Origin of the sequence: Sphingomonas chungangi (assembly GCF_013778325.1) — a bacterium.
GTDB lineage: Bacteria > Pseudomonadota > Alphaproteobacteria > Sphingomonadales > Sphingomonadaceae > Solisphingomonas > Solisphingomonas chungangi.
This window is the reverse complement of record NZ_JACEIB010000022.1, coordinates 1-13297: the sequence shown is the minus strand read 5'-3', so window position 1 is coordinate 13297 and position 13297 is coordinate 1. Positions and strand designations below refer to the sequence as shown.

Sequence of the window (13297 nt, the reverse complement as noted above, 5' to 3'; positions counted from 1 at the left end):
GCCAGTACAGGTCGCTCACATTCAGTCTCCTTGCGGAGCCTGAATCAGATCGCGACTCTCACATCAATGGGTCCTGACCCTAGCGACCGGTCGAACTCGATATTGCTTCGCACGGACGCCTCGCAGCCAAATCGTCGGTCACGGAACGCGCGGGTGCTACCGGAGGATCATGACGATTTGCCCTTCACGATATCCGCGATGGAAGCGTCGATCGACCACCATGCCTTAAGGTCGGCGAGGAGTTCGCGGAGCGACTTGCCCGACTTAAGATCGACTACGTAATTCAGGTCATACTCGTCGGAATCGTCCGGATCGGGCGCAAGCGTCACTTCGCGATGCGATGCCAGCCAATTCAAAACCTTCCCCTTGTCGCCCCGATCGATCTGTTCTTGGAATTCCAGAAGGGTGCCGCACCGCGTGGGATCGCCGCATGGGTGAAGCTGGATGGTCACTTTCTGAAGCCCCACGGCGGTGTGAAAACTGGGAACGACGAGGACCCAGCCGCTGTCGCTGAATTGCGCCGTCTCGCCATAGCCCAACGCGGTGAGTGCCTTCGTCATGGATTCGACGTCTGCTGTAACGCGTGTGGCGAGAACAGCCGGCGTAAGATTGGCGCGCGCGGAATGGTCGTTGTTGATAAGGCTGGCAACCTTGGGATTCAGATAGATCGCCGACAGCTTGTCCTGCGCAGCCTTGAAATCGGCGGCCGGTATGCCGGCGTCGCCGACGTTGAGCATCGTCGACGCGCGCAGGCCGAAGCCGTCGATGGAAAAGCGGACGTCCGGATAGTTCTTTCGCAATGTAGCCATCGTGGTATCAGAGAGCTGGTTGGACAAGAAATCCCACAGCCTCAGTTCGATCTGATCGCCACAATAATGTCCCGGGCTGCATTCGGTCTGCGCGACGACCAGCGACAGGGAGCCCCAATTCTGGCCACGCTTCGGCAGCGCCAGCATGACTGTCGATGAGGCTGCGTCCAAATGCAGGTTTTGCGCGCCGGCGGAGCGCTCGTAAGCGATGATCGACGCCAGATTGGGCCGGACGTGGTCCGTGCGCTCGGCCAGCGGATCCTGCACGCGCTCGCAATGGCCGGTGCGCTGCACCAGATAGCGGTACTCTTCCGTGTCTATCGCATCTTCCATGGGCAACGGCGCGACCTGGTCGTTCGCGGTCGATGCCAGTGGGACTCCCGATTTCAGGGGTATTCCGGAGGCCTCGTACGTGTAGGACCCGGTCGTTTTGTCGATGCTTTGCTTGCGGCTGTACCAATATTTCTGCGTCAGCGGGCTCCCGTCGGCATTGGCGACCGGGGCGGTGTCGATATAGGCATTCTCGGTATCGATGCGCCCGGCGGTGAAGGACGCGCGGCTGTACACCATGCCAGCTGCCCAGCGCCACGAGCTCCAGTCGTCGAAGCCCGAAACTTTGGTTCTGCCGAAAGCATAGATGCGAGTCATCTTCGCGACGCTTTTCTGGGCATCGGGATTCGCCGGTATCGAAACTGTTTGCTCTAGATCGCACCGATAGATTTGCGGCGCAGGATCGCCGACGACGGTGGACGCGATCGGCACGGCATTCGGGTCGAACGACGCAATGGTGGTATAGACTGCGGCAAGCCAGGCGATGTCCACGGTGTCTCCCCCTCGTGACAATCATTTGTCTCAATCAACACAAAGCTATGATGCCCCTTTTCGTCTCGTCATCTTGCGTTACCCGCGCTGGAGCCATCAGGCCGCCGCCGGGCGGATCACCCCGTTCCAGTGCTGATGGAGAAGCCGCTGCAATTCGGCTGGCCGCGGAACACGGTCAAGATGATGATCCCCCGCCCGTTGTCGCCCGGAATGTTCCATTGATAGCTATCACGTGGAACATAGGAAGGTGAATCGCTATCGTTGGATGTGCCTGGAAGGTACAATTCGTAGCCCTTGAACGGCTCTCCGGGGCCGAGCAATTCGTCCAGATAATCGCTGATTTCCGTGCAGGGCACCTTGTCAACTGTCGAAGTCGCAACGTCCAGATCGTGCAGTCTTCCCTCGTAGAAACTGAAACTCGCATGCAGCCGGTGCGATCCGATGATGACGGGAAGCGTTATCGTCGGCAGTTGACCGGGTCTCGTGACCAGAGGCGCCGTGACATGCGTGTCGGCGCGAAACTGCGCAATGCTTTCCTGATTGTGGGCGTGCATCCACCCGGGAATACCCGAACCGGGTGCTGCGCGGCTCGGAACGGAAATCAGCCCGATCGCGGCCGCTGTCGCCCAAGTCGTTCGCCGCCAGGTCTTAAGGCTATGCTTGTTCATCCGCATTTTTCCCGATTTTTCTTAGGTTAACGCAATGGATTGGTCGTTGGAAGCCCAAGATGCCTGTGGCGAACTGAGGAAGCGGTACCACGTGCAACGGTGACCCAGAGCAAGACCGGAAGGCCGGTGCAGTTCGAGTTGCTTTCAGACGCTCGCGCTAGTCTGTTGGCTTGGCTACAGCGCCGCGGCGGCACATTGGGGGATTACGTGTTTCCAAGCCGGGTCGATCATTGCGACCATCTCAGCACCCGTCAGCATGCTCGCCTAGTGGATGAATGGGTGACCGGCGTCGGATTGCGGAGAGAAGATTACGGTACCCAATCTCTCCGCCGTACCAAGGCCTCGATCATCTACAAAGCGACCGGAAATTTGCGGGAGGTCCAGATCCGGCTAGGCCACAGCAAGGTCGAGAATACAATTCGATATCTGGGCGTCGATGTCGAAGATACCTTGACCCTTGCAGAGGGTACGGAAATTTGAAGGCGTCGGCTTCCCGCTCAAAGTGGGGAGCCGATCCGTTGGGCACCCAATTCCCGCCATTCTCGACTGCCGGCTTCTGGGAAACGCGGACGGTCATTCTTGCTACGAGAATCGACCGCAACCGGGTCCTTAGACGTATAGATGATCACACCTTTTCGCTGACTGATTTGCTTCCGATCGTTTTTTAACCTGTTGTTTCTCAATGCGTCGCATGACGTCTGCCTTGGAAAGGACGTTCATGCGGCGAGCGCGCGGCGGATTGATGGCGGACGGTATGCGTCGCGGCAGCGGGACGCTGATTGCGCGGTGCGTGCTGGCGATCGGACTGACGCACGCACTCGTTTTCTTCCTCACGATACCGCCACGCCTCGGCCCGGCGGCGAGCTTTGCGCTTGCCTGTCTATGCGCGGCGCTGGTCCTCCTCGTGCTTCTCTCGCTCATCGATCATGAAGTTCGGCTTGGGTCCGTCGCAGCCCGGATGCGCGAGCTGGCGGCATCGGCGATGCCGACTATGGGCGCTCGATCGGGGAGCATCTCAGCGGTCGAGGCATCGGCCGAAGAAATGGCTGATCGCGTCACGGTGATCGAGCGGCGACTGCTTCATCGCCATCCGGTGAGCGGCCTGCCGACCCGCGAGCCGCTGTTCGCGGCGATCGCCGCAAGCCCGAGCGGGCTGCTCGGCGTCATCCATCTATCGGATCTCGAGCGTCTGCAGGCCTTCGACGAGTCGCTGGCGGAACATGTGCTGGCCGCGCTCGCCGAGCGGGTGGTGCGGATGCTCGGTACCGGCGCGCTCGTAGCGCAGGTCGATCGCGCCAGACTGGCAGTCTGGTTCGGCGCGGAGACGCCGGCCGATGTGGCGAGCACCAAGTTGCAGGCGCTTGGTTATGCCCTGGGCGAGGCGGTGTCGTTCGGCCAGCGTGAGGTCCTCCCCGAAATCCGCGTCAGCCACGCGAACATGGCGGAGCATGGCACCACACCTGCCATGCTGCTGGCGCGTGCGAGTGTTTCCCGGAGTCGCGCGGCCGATGTTTCTGCCTCCGTGACCGATGATCCGTTGATCGCGGCACAGCAACTCTATGCCCTGGAGCAGGATCTCCGTCGTGCCGTCGCGCGGGGCGAACTGGAACTCGCCTATCAACCGCTCGTCGATGCGCGGGCGGGCGCAGTGTGCGGCGCCGAGGCCCTGCTGCGCTGGCGGCATCCCGAGCAAGGCCTCATTCCGCCGACGCGTTTCGTGCCGATTATGGAAGCGGCCGGGCTGGCTGACGAGATCGGGCTGTGGGCGATCAACGCGGCCTGCCGTGAAGCTGGAACATGGCGGCGGCTCGGCCTGGGTCCTCTACGCGTCGCCGTCAATATTTCGGGCCACCAACTCGATCGCCGAGACCTTATCATTCTGATCGAACGCACGCTGGCGCGCCATTCGCTCTCATCCGATCTGCTCGAGATCGAACTGACCGAGACGGTCGCAGCCGGTGACGTCGATCGTATCACCGCCTTGTTCGGGCAGCTTCGCCAGCTGGGCGTCGCGATCGCGATCGACGATTTCGGTACCGGCTATTCGAGTTTCAGCACGCTCCGAAACCTGCGTTTCGACAAGCTCAAAATTGACCGCGAATTCGTCACCGCGGTCGATCGGCGACGTGACAGCCAGGCAATCTGCCGCGCGATTCTCGAACTCGGCCGGGGGCTTGGCATTCGCGTGCTGGCCGAGGGCGTCGAGACGGCGGCCGAATATAGCTGGCTGAACGCGCAGGGCTGCCGCCACTTCCAGGGCTATTATTTCGCGCGGCCGCTCGACCCGGCTGCTTTTCGGGCGTTCGTGCGTGACGAGCATCATCTCTCGGGCCTGCTGGCGCCCATATCAGATCCCGTGTCCGAAAGGTTGCGTGCATGATTTCCGTTTCGGTCCGTCGGCTCGTCATCCTGGGTGCTCTCGCGCCTCTGCTCGCGCTGTCCGCCTGCGGACGGGATGCTGCTCCTCGCGGTCCCGCGTCGGTCGTGCCGCCGGCGTCGCCACTCGATGCCGCCATCGAACTGCTCAACCAGGGCGACGAGAAGGGGGCGCAAAAGCAGCTCAAGCCGCTGCTCAAGGCCAATCCTAACGATCCGCAGGCCAATGTGCTGCTCGAATCGATCAAGCGCGATCCCGTCGAACTGCTCGGCGACAGGAGCTTCGCTTATACGGTGCAGCCGGGCGACACGATGATCGGCCTGTCCCAACGCTTTCTCGGCAACCGGCTGAAATTCTACCAGCTAGCCCGATACAATCATGTCGGGCGGCCGGCGGCGCTGAGCGCGGGCACTGTCTTGCGCATCCCGGGCGAGGCACCCCGACCGGTCCCGCCACCGAAGCCCGTGCCGACGGGGGAGGACAAGGTGCCGTCCCATAGCAAGCCCAAGCCCCAGGCCGGCAGGCCGGCTGGTGCGCCCGCCAAAGCCCCTGCAGCGGATCCGGCGGCCGCGCTCAAGCTGCGCAGCCTCGGCTTGGTCGCGCTCAACCAGGGGCGGGTGACCGATGCGGTCGTGCTGCTCGGACGCGCCTCCACGCTCGATCCGTCCAATCCGCTGATCGCGCGCGATCTCGCGCGGGCGAGGCGGATCGCGCAGACCGTCGCGAAGCGGCGCTGAGCCGACGGCAGATGCAAACGAACGCTTAACCGACCTTCGTCTAAAGCATCGGATTGTCGGCTTTTTTCAGCTGGATATGACGATGCGAATGTTTGGGCGGTACAGGATCGAGGAGCGGATCGGCGAAGGCGCGATGGCCGAGGTGTTCCGCGCGCGTGACACCGGCATCGACCGCATCGTGGCGATCAAGGCGCTGAAGCCCGAATATCATCGCCATCCCGAGCTCGCCCAGCGCTTCCTGCGCGAAGCGACGGCGGCGGGAACGCTCAGCCACGCGCACATCGCCACCATCCACGACGTCGGCGAGGTCGACGGTGCCCCCTATATCGCAATGGAACTGGTCTCCGGTCGTCCGCTCGACGAGACGATGCAGGTACAGGGACGGATGCCCTACGAGCGTGTGCTGGCGATCGGCATCCAGCTCGCCGACGCGCTTGCCTATGCCCATGCGCAGGGCGTGGTGCATCGCGACGTGAAGCCCTCCAACATCATGCTTTCGGCAGATGGCCGCGCCGCCAAGCTGCTCGATTTCGGGGTGGCGCGTATCGGCGACATCGATCACGCCGGCGCGGACCTCGCCCGCACGCAGGCCGGCCAGCTGATCGGCACGCCCCGCTACATGAGCCCCGAACAGGCGCTCGGCGTGCCCGTGGATCACCGCTCCGATCTCTTCTCGCTCGGAGCCGTTCTCTACGAAATGGTCACCGGCAAGGTGGCGTTCGACGGCAATGGCCTCGCGACGCTGGCGCTGCAGATCACGCAGCAGCAGCCCGAACCGGTCGAGCGTTCGGCGCGCGACTGCCCGAAGGGACTGCGTTTCATTATCGACAAGCTGCTCGCCAAGAAGCCCGACCAGCGTTTCGCCGACGGCGCGCAATTGCGGCAGGCGCTGCAGCGCGAGCTCGATGCGGTGTCGGTCGAGGAGTCGGTGCGGCGCCGCGGCTTAGCGCTGCGCGTGAAGCTGCCGCTTGTCCTGATCGGCGCGACGGCGCTCGCGCTCGGCAGCAGCGTATGGATCGTGCTCGACCGGCAGCAGGCGGCGCTCGAGCATATGGCGGTGGTGTCGGGCGGCTCGATCGCCGCATTCGTGACCAGCAACGCGGCCTTGCAGGTCGCCGACAATGCCAGCCTGCCGCCCGCGCAGCAGGATTGGGCGCCGCTTCAGGCATTCGTCGACACGGCGGCGCACGATGTCGGCGTGCGGCGTCTGGTGGTGGCGGATGCCGGCGGCATCGTCCGCGCCGCAAGCGACCCCGGCCTGATCGGCCGCCGCTATATCCCCGTGTCGGGCGAGGCGCCCGTTGCTTCCGATATGGGCGTCACTGCGGCGACCGATGCGACCGGTGGTCGTGGCTTTCGTTTCGTCCGTGCGATCCGCTATGCGGGCACAGACGTCGGCAAGGTCGATTTGCTGCTTCGCCGCACTGCGCTGGATGGCGCTGTCGGCCTCACGCGTGGGTTGCTGATCGCACTCTCTATCTTCATCATGACGGTGGTTGCGACGATCGGTTGGCTGAGCGGCACCTTCATCGCCCGGCCTCTGCGCCGCCTCCGCCGCGCGCTGAACGATGTCGCGGCCGGGGATACCGCCTTCCGCCTCTCGCATCGCAGGAGCGACGAGTTCGGCGCGGCCTTTGATGCTTTCAACCACGCCGCCGCCGCGATCGAGTCCCGGTTGGCGGAGGTGCCCGGGGCCGCTTCCTCCTCGATGGCGGCGACGCTTGTTGCGCATCGCCGGGCAGCCTGAGGAGTTCCGCGATGTTCATGCTGCGTCTGTTCGACGAGGGGGATTTGGTCCACCCGATCGACGCACGCTTGCTGCGCGAGGGCGTGCTGCGCATCGGTCGTGATCCATCTTCGGACTGGACTATCCCCGATCCTGATCGCGAAATCTCGCGCGCGCATTGCGAATTATCGGCGGATCGCGGCAGCGTCATGCTGCGCAGCACGGGCACGAACGGTGTGTTCGACGACAAAAGCGGGGCGCGCCATCCCGACGCGGTGGATATCCCGCTTCCGATGCCGAGCACCTTGCGGATCGGCCGCTACCGGCTCGTCGTCGCGCCGGCTCCGCACGAGGCGCTCGTCGTCGGCGGCGAGAACCGAACCCTGGTGATGACGCCGCCGCTCGGCGATTCTACGATCGTCCCCAGCGAATGGAGCGACGCCCTCCCGGTGGCCCGCAATTTCTCGGAAGGGTCGCTGCTGGAGGCCTTCTGCGAAGGCGCCGGCCTCGACGTCTCGCTGCTCTCGCAAGAGGAACCGACCGAGATCATGCGGCGCGCCGGCGCCGTCTATCGCCAGATGGTGCTGGGTATCGGCGATCTGATGAGCGAGCGGGATCATGCCAAGGCGCGCTACCATCTCACGCGCACCACGATCAGCGGTGCCGGCAACAACCCGTTCAAATGGGCGCCGACCCAGAGGCTGGCGATCGACCTGCTGCTGAGCGGAAGCAATGGCTTCCTCTCCGGCCCGGCCGCGCTCCGCGCATCTTTCCAAGACATCAAGCGCCACCTCGTCGCAACCTTTTCGGGTCTGCAGGCCTCGCTCCGCGCGGCTATCGACAGCTTCGATCCGGTCAGCATCGATGGCGTGATCGCCGACCGCGCTTCGCTGCTGAAGAGCCGCGTCAGCCTGCAGTGGCAGGAAGTCGGCATCCGCCACGACGAACTTCGCCGCCAGCTCGACGAAGGGGCAGGAGGCTCGCTCGATCGCGCCTTCGTCGAAGGCTATGACGAAGCGGAGCGCAGGGCTGCGGCGGCCGAGGCATGAACCTCGGGGCACTGGCAGGCTGGCTGCGCCAGATTGCGGCGCCAGCGGCCGATCCTGCAGCCTGTCATGTCCGCTCGGTGAGCCGTACCCATGTCGGTCGGGTGCGCGCGATCAACGAGGATCGGGTGCTCGACATGTCCGAACATCGGCTGTGGGCGATCGCCGATGGCATGGGCGGCCACGCCGCTGGCGACGCCGCGGCCGAGGCCGCAATCGCTGCGCTGCAGAACGCCGCGCTCGATGGCCAAGTGAGTGCGGATTCGATCGGGGCGGCGTTGAGCGAGGTCAATCGGCGTCTTCGCGAGCGCACCCGCCAAGGCTCGCCGATGAGCGGCGCGACGATCGTGGCGATGTTCGAGAAGAACCGCGCCGTGACGATCCTTTGGGCTGGAGACTGCCGCGCATATCGCCTGCGTGATGGCCGACTCGCTCAGCTGACGCATGACCACACGATAGTACAGGAATTGGTGGACTCCGGCGCACTTGATGCCGTGCAGGCTGCGACGCACCCACAAGCCAATGTCGTAACCCGCGCATTGGGGGCCGCGGAGGACCTGAGGCTTGATCGTGCGACCAGCGACGCGCTGGCCGGAGACCTTTTTCTTCTTTGTTCGGACGGCCTGATAACCGCGCCGATAGCCCTCGACAAATTGATGCAGGCTACTCCGCGCTCCTTGACTTGGAACGCTGAATCGCTGATCGCGGAAGCGCTCTCGGCTGGCGGCAAAGACAACATTAGTTTGTTATTAATAGAAATTGTTTGAGCACTGCTCAACATCCACAGCGTTGCGGCAACGATGCGCCCGTTGCCGGACATTCCCGGCAAAACGATCGTTCGCCAACTGCCGACAGTCCGGTCTTGAAGCGTCGGCGGCCAACAGGCCGTGGATGCCGTTATCGGTCGGAACTGGATCGTCGATTTATGAAACCGATCTTTCAACCATGTGCCCGCGCGAGCGCGAAGCCGACGAGATCGGTCAGGGCATGCGCGATCATGCAGGCCGGCAAGTCGCGCTTCCACAGGTACAGCATCGTCAGCAGCACGCCCCCGAACGCCACCACCACGAACTGGGAGAGGCCCCAGCCGATGTGCGCGGCGACGAAGGCGGCAAGAGACAGTAGCGCCCCCACCCAGCGTCGGCCAGCGAGCCAGCCGATCCGCTCGATCGGGTAACCGCGATAGAGGATCTCCTCGCATACGCCGGCGCGCACCATCGTGGCGCATTGCAGCCAAAGCGGCACCGCGATCAGCGAGCGGGTGGTCGCCATGTCCTGATGCAGGCGGAGCGCCGGGATGATCACCGCGAAGCTCAGCATCACGCTCGCCATCATGCCCACGAAGAAGGCGAAGGCCCAGCCGAAGGTGCCGGCTGTAGGACGCTTCAGCCCGATCGAGCCGAGCGGCAGGCGCTCGACGCGGGTCACCCACAGCAGGATGATCGCGGCGAACGCCCACCATGCCGCCTCGCGCCCGATGCGGGGGCTGATCGTGTCGCCCGGGAACAGCCGGTCGCCGATCCCGATCGCGGGTAGGCCCCAGGCGATGGCGAGGCCGGCGATCGCCAGCCAGACCATCGACCGTCGGTCGCAAGGCGGCGCACCGGTCACGCGACGCTGCCCGTCATCCAAGGCGGCCCTTCGATCGTCCCGCCCGCCGCGCGCCGCGCCTGGGTGGCGGACTGGATGAAAAGCCAGACCTCGGCCGAGAAACCGGGGTCGGCCTTGGCGGGCCATTTGTCCATGTTCTGGTACATGCGCACCGTGCCGTTCCACATCGCCGGCGTGGCGATACGGCTGAACGGCTTCAGCAGCGCGAACCATTCGTCGACGAAGCCCTGCGCCTCCACGCTTGCGGGGTCCATCGGCATCGCCGCCTCGATGCGCGCTGAAAGCGCCTTCCACTGCGCGCCATAGGCCTCCTGGTCGAAATCCTCCGTCACGTCGGCGAACTTCTCCCGCCATTCGGCTTTTTCCTGCGGGGTGAAGTAGCGGTCGGTCACCGCCTTCCAGTTTTCGGGTTCCACATGTCTTTCTCCTGTACGGATGAGCGAGCAGAGCGTCGCGACGTCGATCGGCTCGCCACGATCGATGCGGGACTGGACCGTGACGAGCAGGCCGCGCGAGGCGGTCAGCTCGTCGAGCTTGCGATTGAGGTCGGCGATCTGCGCGGCGACCAGGCCCGAAAGGTCGGCATGGCGCCCCGCCAGCGTCCGCCCGATCTCGGCGAGGCTGAAGCCCGCGCGCTTGAGCGCTACCACCGCGTTCAGCCGCGCCAGCTCGGCGGGCCCATAGACCCGGCGCTCGCCGGCGACCCGCAGCGGCTTCACCAGCCCGCGCGCCTCGTAGAAGCGCAGTGCGCGATGGCTGAGGCCGGTGCGCTCGGCCACCTCGCCGATCTCCAGTGTCTCCATCATGGGCGAGTCGTACCACCTGACGTAACGTCGGGAGCAAGTGCTTATTGTCGTGAGAGTAACTTTACCGGCGGCCATTAGGCCGTCGCACGGCGTGGCTTGCGCTGAGGGCGGAAGAGACAGTTGAACGGCCCCCACGGGGTGGACCGGCTTGATTGTTAGTGCATCATCGCCTTGAAGCGCTTGGGTTTGGTGGTCCAGGTCCAGCGTTAGCTTCCGGCTTCGCGGCCCCCGATCGGGGACCGCGAAATCCTTGCCTCAGCAAGATATTCTGACGGGCTCAGGTTGCCAAGAGCCGAGTGAGGACGACTGTCGTTGTAATCCCGTCTCCAGGCCTCGATCAGGCGCCTGGCCTCGGCGATCGATGCGAACCAGTGAACGTTCAGGCATTCATCCCGAAGCGACCCGTTGAACGTCTCGATATAGGCGTTGTCGGTGGGCTTGCCCGGACGGCTGAAGTCGATCCGCACGTTATGGTGATATGCCCAGAGATCGACGACGCGGCCGGTGAATTCCCCGCCAGTGTCGGCAAAAAGGTATCGCGATGCGCCGCGCTGGCGCACCAGACGGTTAAGCACATCGGCGACATGCTCGCCGCGAAGCCGTTGCCCAACCTCGATTGCGAGCGCTTCGCGGCTGAAGATGTCGACCACCGTCAACATCCGGAATTTCTCGCCACCGCTGAGCTGGTCATGGACGAAGTCCAGGCTCCATGCCTCGTTGGGGCGCTGCGGCCGGCACCGTGCTTCGCGATGCACCGCCATCTTGCGCCGGCGCGGTCGTTTCGTCCGTAAAGCCAGGCCTTCTTCGCGGTAGAGCCGGTAGACGACGTTGCGCCCGACCGGCCAGCCTTCGCGCTTCAGCATCACATGGACACGGCGATAGCCATAACGGATCCGCGTCGCGACGATCTCGTGCATCCGCTGCCGCACCTCGGTGCGCGGATCGCGTGTGCTCGGCTTGCGCTGCGTCGAACGATGCTGCTGCGTCACCCGACAGGCACGGCGCTGGCTGTAGCCGTGGGACGCCACGACATAGTCTACAACCTGCTTCATGAGCGCTGGCCTGGAAACTTTTTTGACAGAACGTCTTGCAGCACCGCCTTGTCCAAACTGAGCTCCGCCACCAGCCGCTTCAGCCGCGTATTCTCCTCAACGACCTGTTTGAGTTCGCGGACCTGATCAGACTCCAATCCGCCAAATTGCCGCTTCCATCGATAGAATGTCTGTTCCGAGATACCAACCTGGCGGATCAGATCCGCCACCGGCATCCCCATCTCCGCCTGCTTCAAAACCGCCGCGATCTGCTCGGTTGAAAAACGCTTCCGCTTCATCTGCGAACCCTCCCTCCAAAAGGAAAATCCGCCGGAAAAACTAACTTACCGTGTGGACCACTTTCGCCGTGTCACCTCACTCGCCACCGTCGTCTGGGGTGACGGCGGACCGGCCTTCGGCGACACCTTCCGCGCGTTCGTGGAGTTGGTCGCCGAGATGCCGGTCTAGCCGTGCCGGCCTGTTCGACGCGCCCGTCCTGACTGGTCTGGCCTCGCGCTCGGGGATAGTCGACGAGGCCGAGGAGCGCGCGCTGGTCGCGGCGATCGATGCGACGGATCTGACGCCTTTCCGCTTCCAGGGGTGGATGGGCAGGCGCCTCACCAGTTCGTTCGGGTTCAGCTACGACTTCGAGACACAGCGGGCGGCGCGGGCCGATCCGATCCCCGATTGGCTGCTGCCGATCCGCGATCGGATGGCCGCCTTCGCCGGCATCGACGCCGGATCGCTGATCCAGGCGCTGCTCATCCGCTACGACCCCGGAGCCGGGATTGGCTGGCACCGCGACCGGCCAATCTACGAGCGTGTCGTCGGGTTCTCGCTCGGCGCGCCGGCGGATATGCGATTCCGCCGGCGGCGACCGAAAGGAGGCTTCGATCGCGTCTCGCTACCTCTCGAGCCGCGCGGGGCATATCACCTCTCCGGCGAGGCCCGGCACGACTGGGAGCATAGCATCGTCGAGACCGATAGGACCCGCTGGTCCGTTACCGTCCGCAGCGCGTCGGCGCGAGGGCGGGCGATTCTGGTCTAGGCGATCGAGATGTCGTCGACGTCGACGAGCGCCTCGGCGACGAGCGTGCCGACGATGCGGACGCGCTTCTCGACCTCATCGACGGGCACGCGATGGAGATCGAGCTGGTAGCGGCCTCCGGCGTCGCGGCGAAGCGCGAAGCCGCCGCCATCTCGCACCAACGTCCCTGTCTCGTCGATTCTCGTGCCAATCCTGCTCATCGTGACAACCTAGCCGCGCGACATGAATCGGGTCTTACAATCGGGATCTCCATTCCAATATTCCTGTTCGAGTTCAACAGCATGGAAGGAGGTGATCGCATGTCTCATCGTCTCACGCTGCTTGGGCAGGACCTGGGCTCGATCTACTCCTCAGGAGTGATCGGCGCCTGAGACGTCGCCGTGGTCGCCGGCTCGTTGTAGCGAGTTGCAGGACCGCGGAGATCGAAATGCCGCCGCGGCGGCTGAACGTTGGAAGGGGCGTCCCTCCCGGGACGGCCCTTCGTCTTTTGCGCGACGATCGCGCCCCGGCCAGGGGCGCCTGAAACATCGGCGCCGCTGGCATGTTACAGCCGCATGAAGAAGCACGAATACGAAAAGCAGCTGCGGGATCTCCAACTCGCGCTGCTCAGGATGCA

The 13297-nt window shown here is 64.3% G+C and carries 12 protein-coding genes and 1 pseudogene; 7 read left to right on the top strand and 6 right to left on the bottom strand.

What is annotated here, in order from left to right; all coding sequences use genetic code 11:
- Window positions 1-167: 167 nt before the first annotated feature.
- Window positions 168-1631, bottom strand: a complete 1464-nt coding sequence (locus tag HZF05_RS13670; protein WP_160364586.1) for a hypothetical protein — start codon at window positions 1629-1631, stop codon at window positions 168-170.
- A 116-nt stretch (window positions 1632-1747) separates the two neighbouring features.
- Window positions 1748-2299 carry a hypothetical protein gene (locus HZF05_RS13665; RefSeq protein ID WP_160364585.1) on the bottom strand — a complete coding sequence of 184 codons (552 nt, stop codon included), beginning with the start codon at window positions 2297-2299 and terminating at the stop codon, window positions 1748-1750.
- Between the two features lie 90 nt (window positions 2300-2389).
- Here HZF05_RS13665 and HZF05_RS13660 point away from each other — a divergent pair.
- From HZF05_RS13660 to HZF05_RS13635, 6 genes and pseudogenes are all read left to right on the top strand, one after another.
- A pseudogene (locus HZF05_RS13660) lies at window positions 2390-2779 on the top strand (tyrosine-type recombinase/integrase); the annotation flags it as partial.
- Between the two features lie 262 nt (window positions 2780-3041).
- Entirely contained in the window at window positions 3042-4679 is a 1638-nt protein-coding gene (locus tag HZF05_RS13655) for a putative bifunctional diguanylate cyclase/phosphodiesterase (RefSeq protein ID WP_246332001.1), read from the top strand.
- A complete protein-coding gene (locus tag HZF05_RS13650; protein WP_160364584.1) occupies window positions 4676-5413 on the top strand; it encodes a LysM peptidoglycan-binding domain-containing protein in 738 nt (245 codons plus the stop codon). The genes HZF05_RS13655 and HZF05_RS13650 overlap by 4 nt, the downstream gene beginning before the upstream one ends.
- A gap of 82 nt (window positions 5414-5495) precedes the next feature.
- The gene (locus HZF05_RS13645; RefSeq protein WP_160364583.1) at window positions 5496-7160 is read left to right on the top strand and encodes a serine/threonine-protein kinase; all 1665 of its coding nucleotides are present in this window, start codon (window positions 5496-5498) and stop codon (window positions 7158-7160) included.
- Window positions 7161-7171: 11 nt separating this feature from the next.
- A complete protein-coding gene (locus HZF05_RS13640; RefSeq protein ID WP_160364582.1) occupies window positions 7172-8188 on the top strand; it encodes a type VI secretion system-associated FHA domain protein in 1017 nt (338 codons plus the stop codon).
- Entirely contained in the window at window positions 8185-8952 is a 768-nt protein-coding gene (locus tag HZF05_RS13635) for a PP2C family protein-serine/threonine phosphatase (RefSeq protein WP_160364581.1), read from the top strand. The genes HZF05_RS13640 and HZF05_RS13635 overlap by 4 nt, the downstream gene beginning before the upstream one ends.
- Before the next feature lie 172 nt (window positions 8953-9124).
- Here the strand turns inward: HZF05_RS13635 and HZF05_RS13630 are convergent, their stop codons facing one another.
- From HZF05_RS13630 to HZF05_RS13620, 3 genes are all read right to left on the bottom strand, one after another.
- Window positions 9125-9763 (bottom strand): CPBP family intramembrane glutamic endopeptidase, encoded by a 639-nt coding sequence (locus HZF05_RS13630; protein ID WP_181638873.1) that lies wholly within the window; start codon window positions 9761-9763, stop codon window positions 9125-9127.
- A gap of 29 nt (window positions 9764-9792) precedes the next feature.
- Window positions 9793-10602, bottom strand: coding sequence for a MerR family transcriptional regulator (locus tag HZF05_RS13625; protein WP_160364579.1), 810 nt, complete (start codon window positions 10600-10602; stop codon window positions 9793-9795).
- A 206-nt stretch (window positions 10603-10808) separates the two neighbouring features.
- A protein-coding gene (locus tag HZF05_RS13620; protein WP_425505623.1) for an IS3 family transposase occupies window positions 10809-11932 on the bottom strand; the annotation gives its coding sequence in 2 pieces (ribosomal slippage) (window positions 10809-11671 and window positions 11671-11932; 1125 coding nt in all).
- 305 nt (window positions 11933-12237) lie between these two features.
- On the opposite strand from HZF05_RS13620, the gene HZF05_RS13615 reads away from it, so the two are divergent.
- Window positions 12238-12681 (top strand): alpha-ketoglutarate-dependent dioxygenase AlkB, encoded by a 444-nt coding sequence (locus HZF05_RS13615; RefSeq protein ID WP_343046891.1) that lies wholly within the window; start codon window positions 12238-12240, stop codon window positions 12679-12681.
- On the opposite strand, the gene HZF05_RS13610 is transcribed toward HZF05_RS13615, so the two are convergent.
- Window positions 12678-12881 (bottom strand): DUF5818 domain-containing protein, encoded by a 204-nt coding sequence (locus tag HZF05_RS13610; RefSeq protein WP_160364577.1) that lies wholly within the window; start codon window positions 12879-12881, stop codon window positions 12678-12680. The two genes, HZF05_RS13615 and HZF05_RS13610, sit on opposite strands and share 4 nt — an antisense overlap.
- Window positions 12882-13297 lie beyond the last annotated feature (416 nt).

Bases quoted from the DNA above. Each gene is read 5' to 3' on its own strand.
- HZF05_RS13655 (WP_246332001.1), top strand. From the start codon at position 3,042: ATGGCGGACGGTATGCGTCGCGGCAGCGGGACGCTGATTGCGCGGTGC.
- HZF05_RS13640 (WP_160364582.1), top strand. From the start codon at position 7,172: ATGTTCATGCTGCGTCTGTTCGACGAGGGGGATTTGGTCCACCCGATC.
- HZF05_RS13615 (WP_343046891.1), top strand. From the start codon at position 12,238: ATGGGCAGGCGCCTCACCAGTTCGTTCGGGTTCAGCTACGACTTCGAG.
- HZF05_RS13610 (WP_160364577.1), bottom strand. From the start codon at position 12,881: ATGAGCAGGATTGGCACGAGAATCGACGAGACAGGGACGTTGGTGCGA.
- HZF05_RS13665 (WP_160364585.1), bottom strand. From the start codon at position 2,299: ATGAACAAGCATAGCCTTAAGACCTGGCGGCGAACGACTTGGGCGACA.
- HZF05_RS13650 (WP_160364584.1), top strand. From the start codon at position 4,676: ATGATTTCCGTTTCGGTCCGTCGGCTCGTCATCCTGGGTGCTCTCGCG.
- HZF05_RS13645 (WP_160364583.1), top strand. From the start codon at position 5,496: ATGCGAATGTTTGGGCGGTACAGGATCGAGGAGCGGATCGGCGAAGGC.
- HZF05_RS13630 (WP_181638873.1), bottom strand. From the start codon at position 9,763: ATGGTCTGGCTGGCGATCGCCGGCCTCGCCATCGCCTGGGGCCTACCC.
- HZF05_RS13635 (WP_160364581.1), top strand. From the start codon at position 8,185: ATGAACCTCGGGGCACTGGCAGGCTGGCTGCGCCAGATTGCGGCGCCA.
- HZF05_RS13625 (WP_160364579.1), bottom strand. From the start codon at position 10,602: ATGATGGAGACACTGGAGATCGGCGAGGTGGCCGAGCGCACCGGCCTC.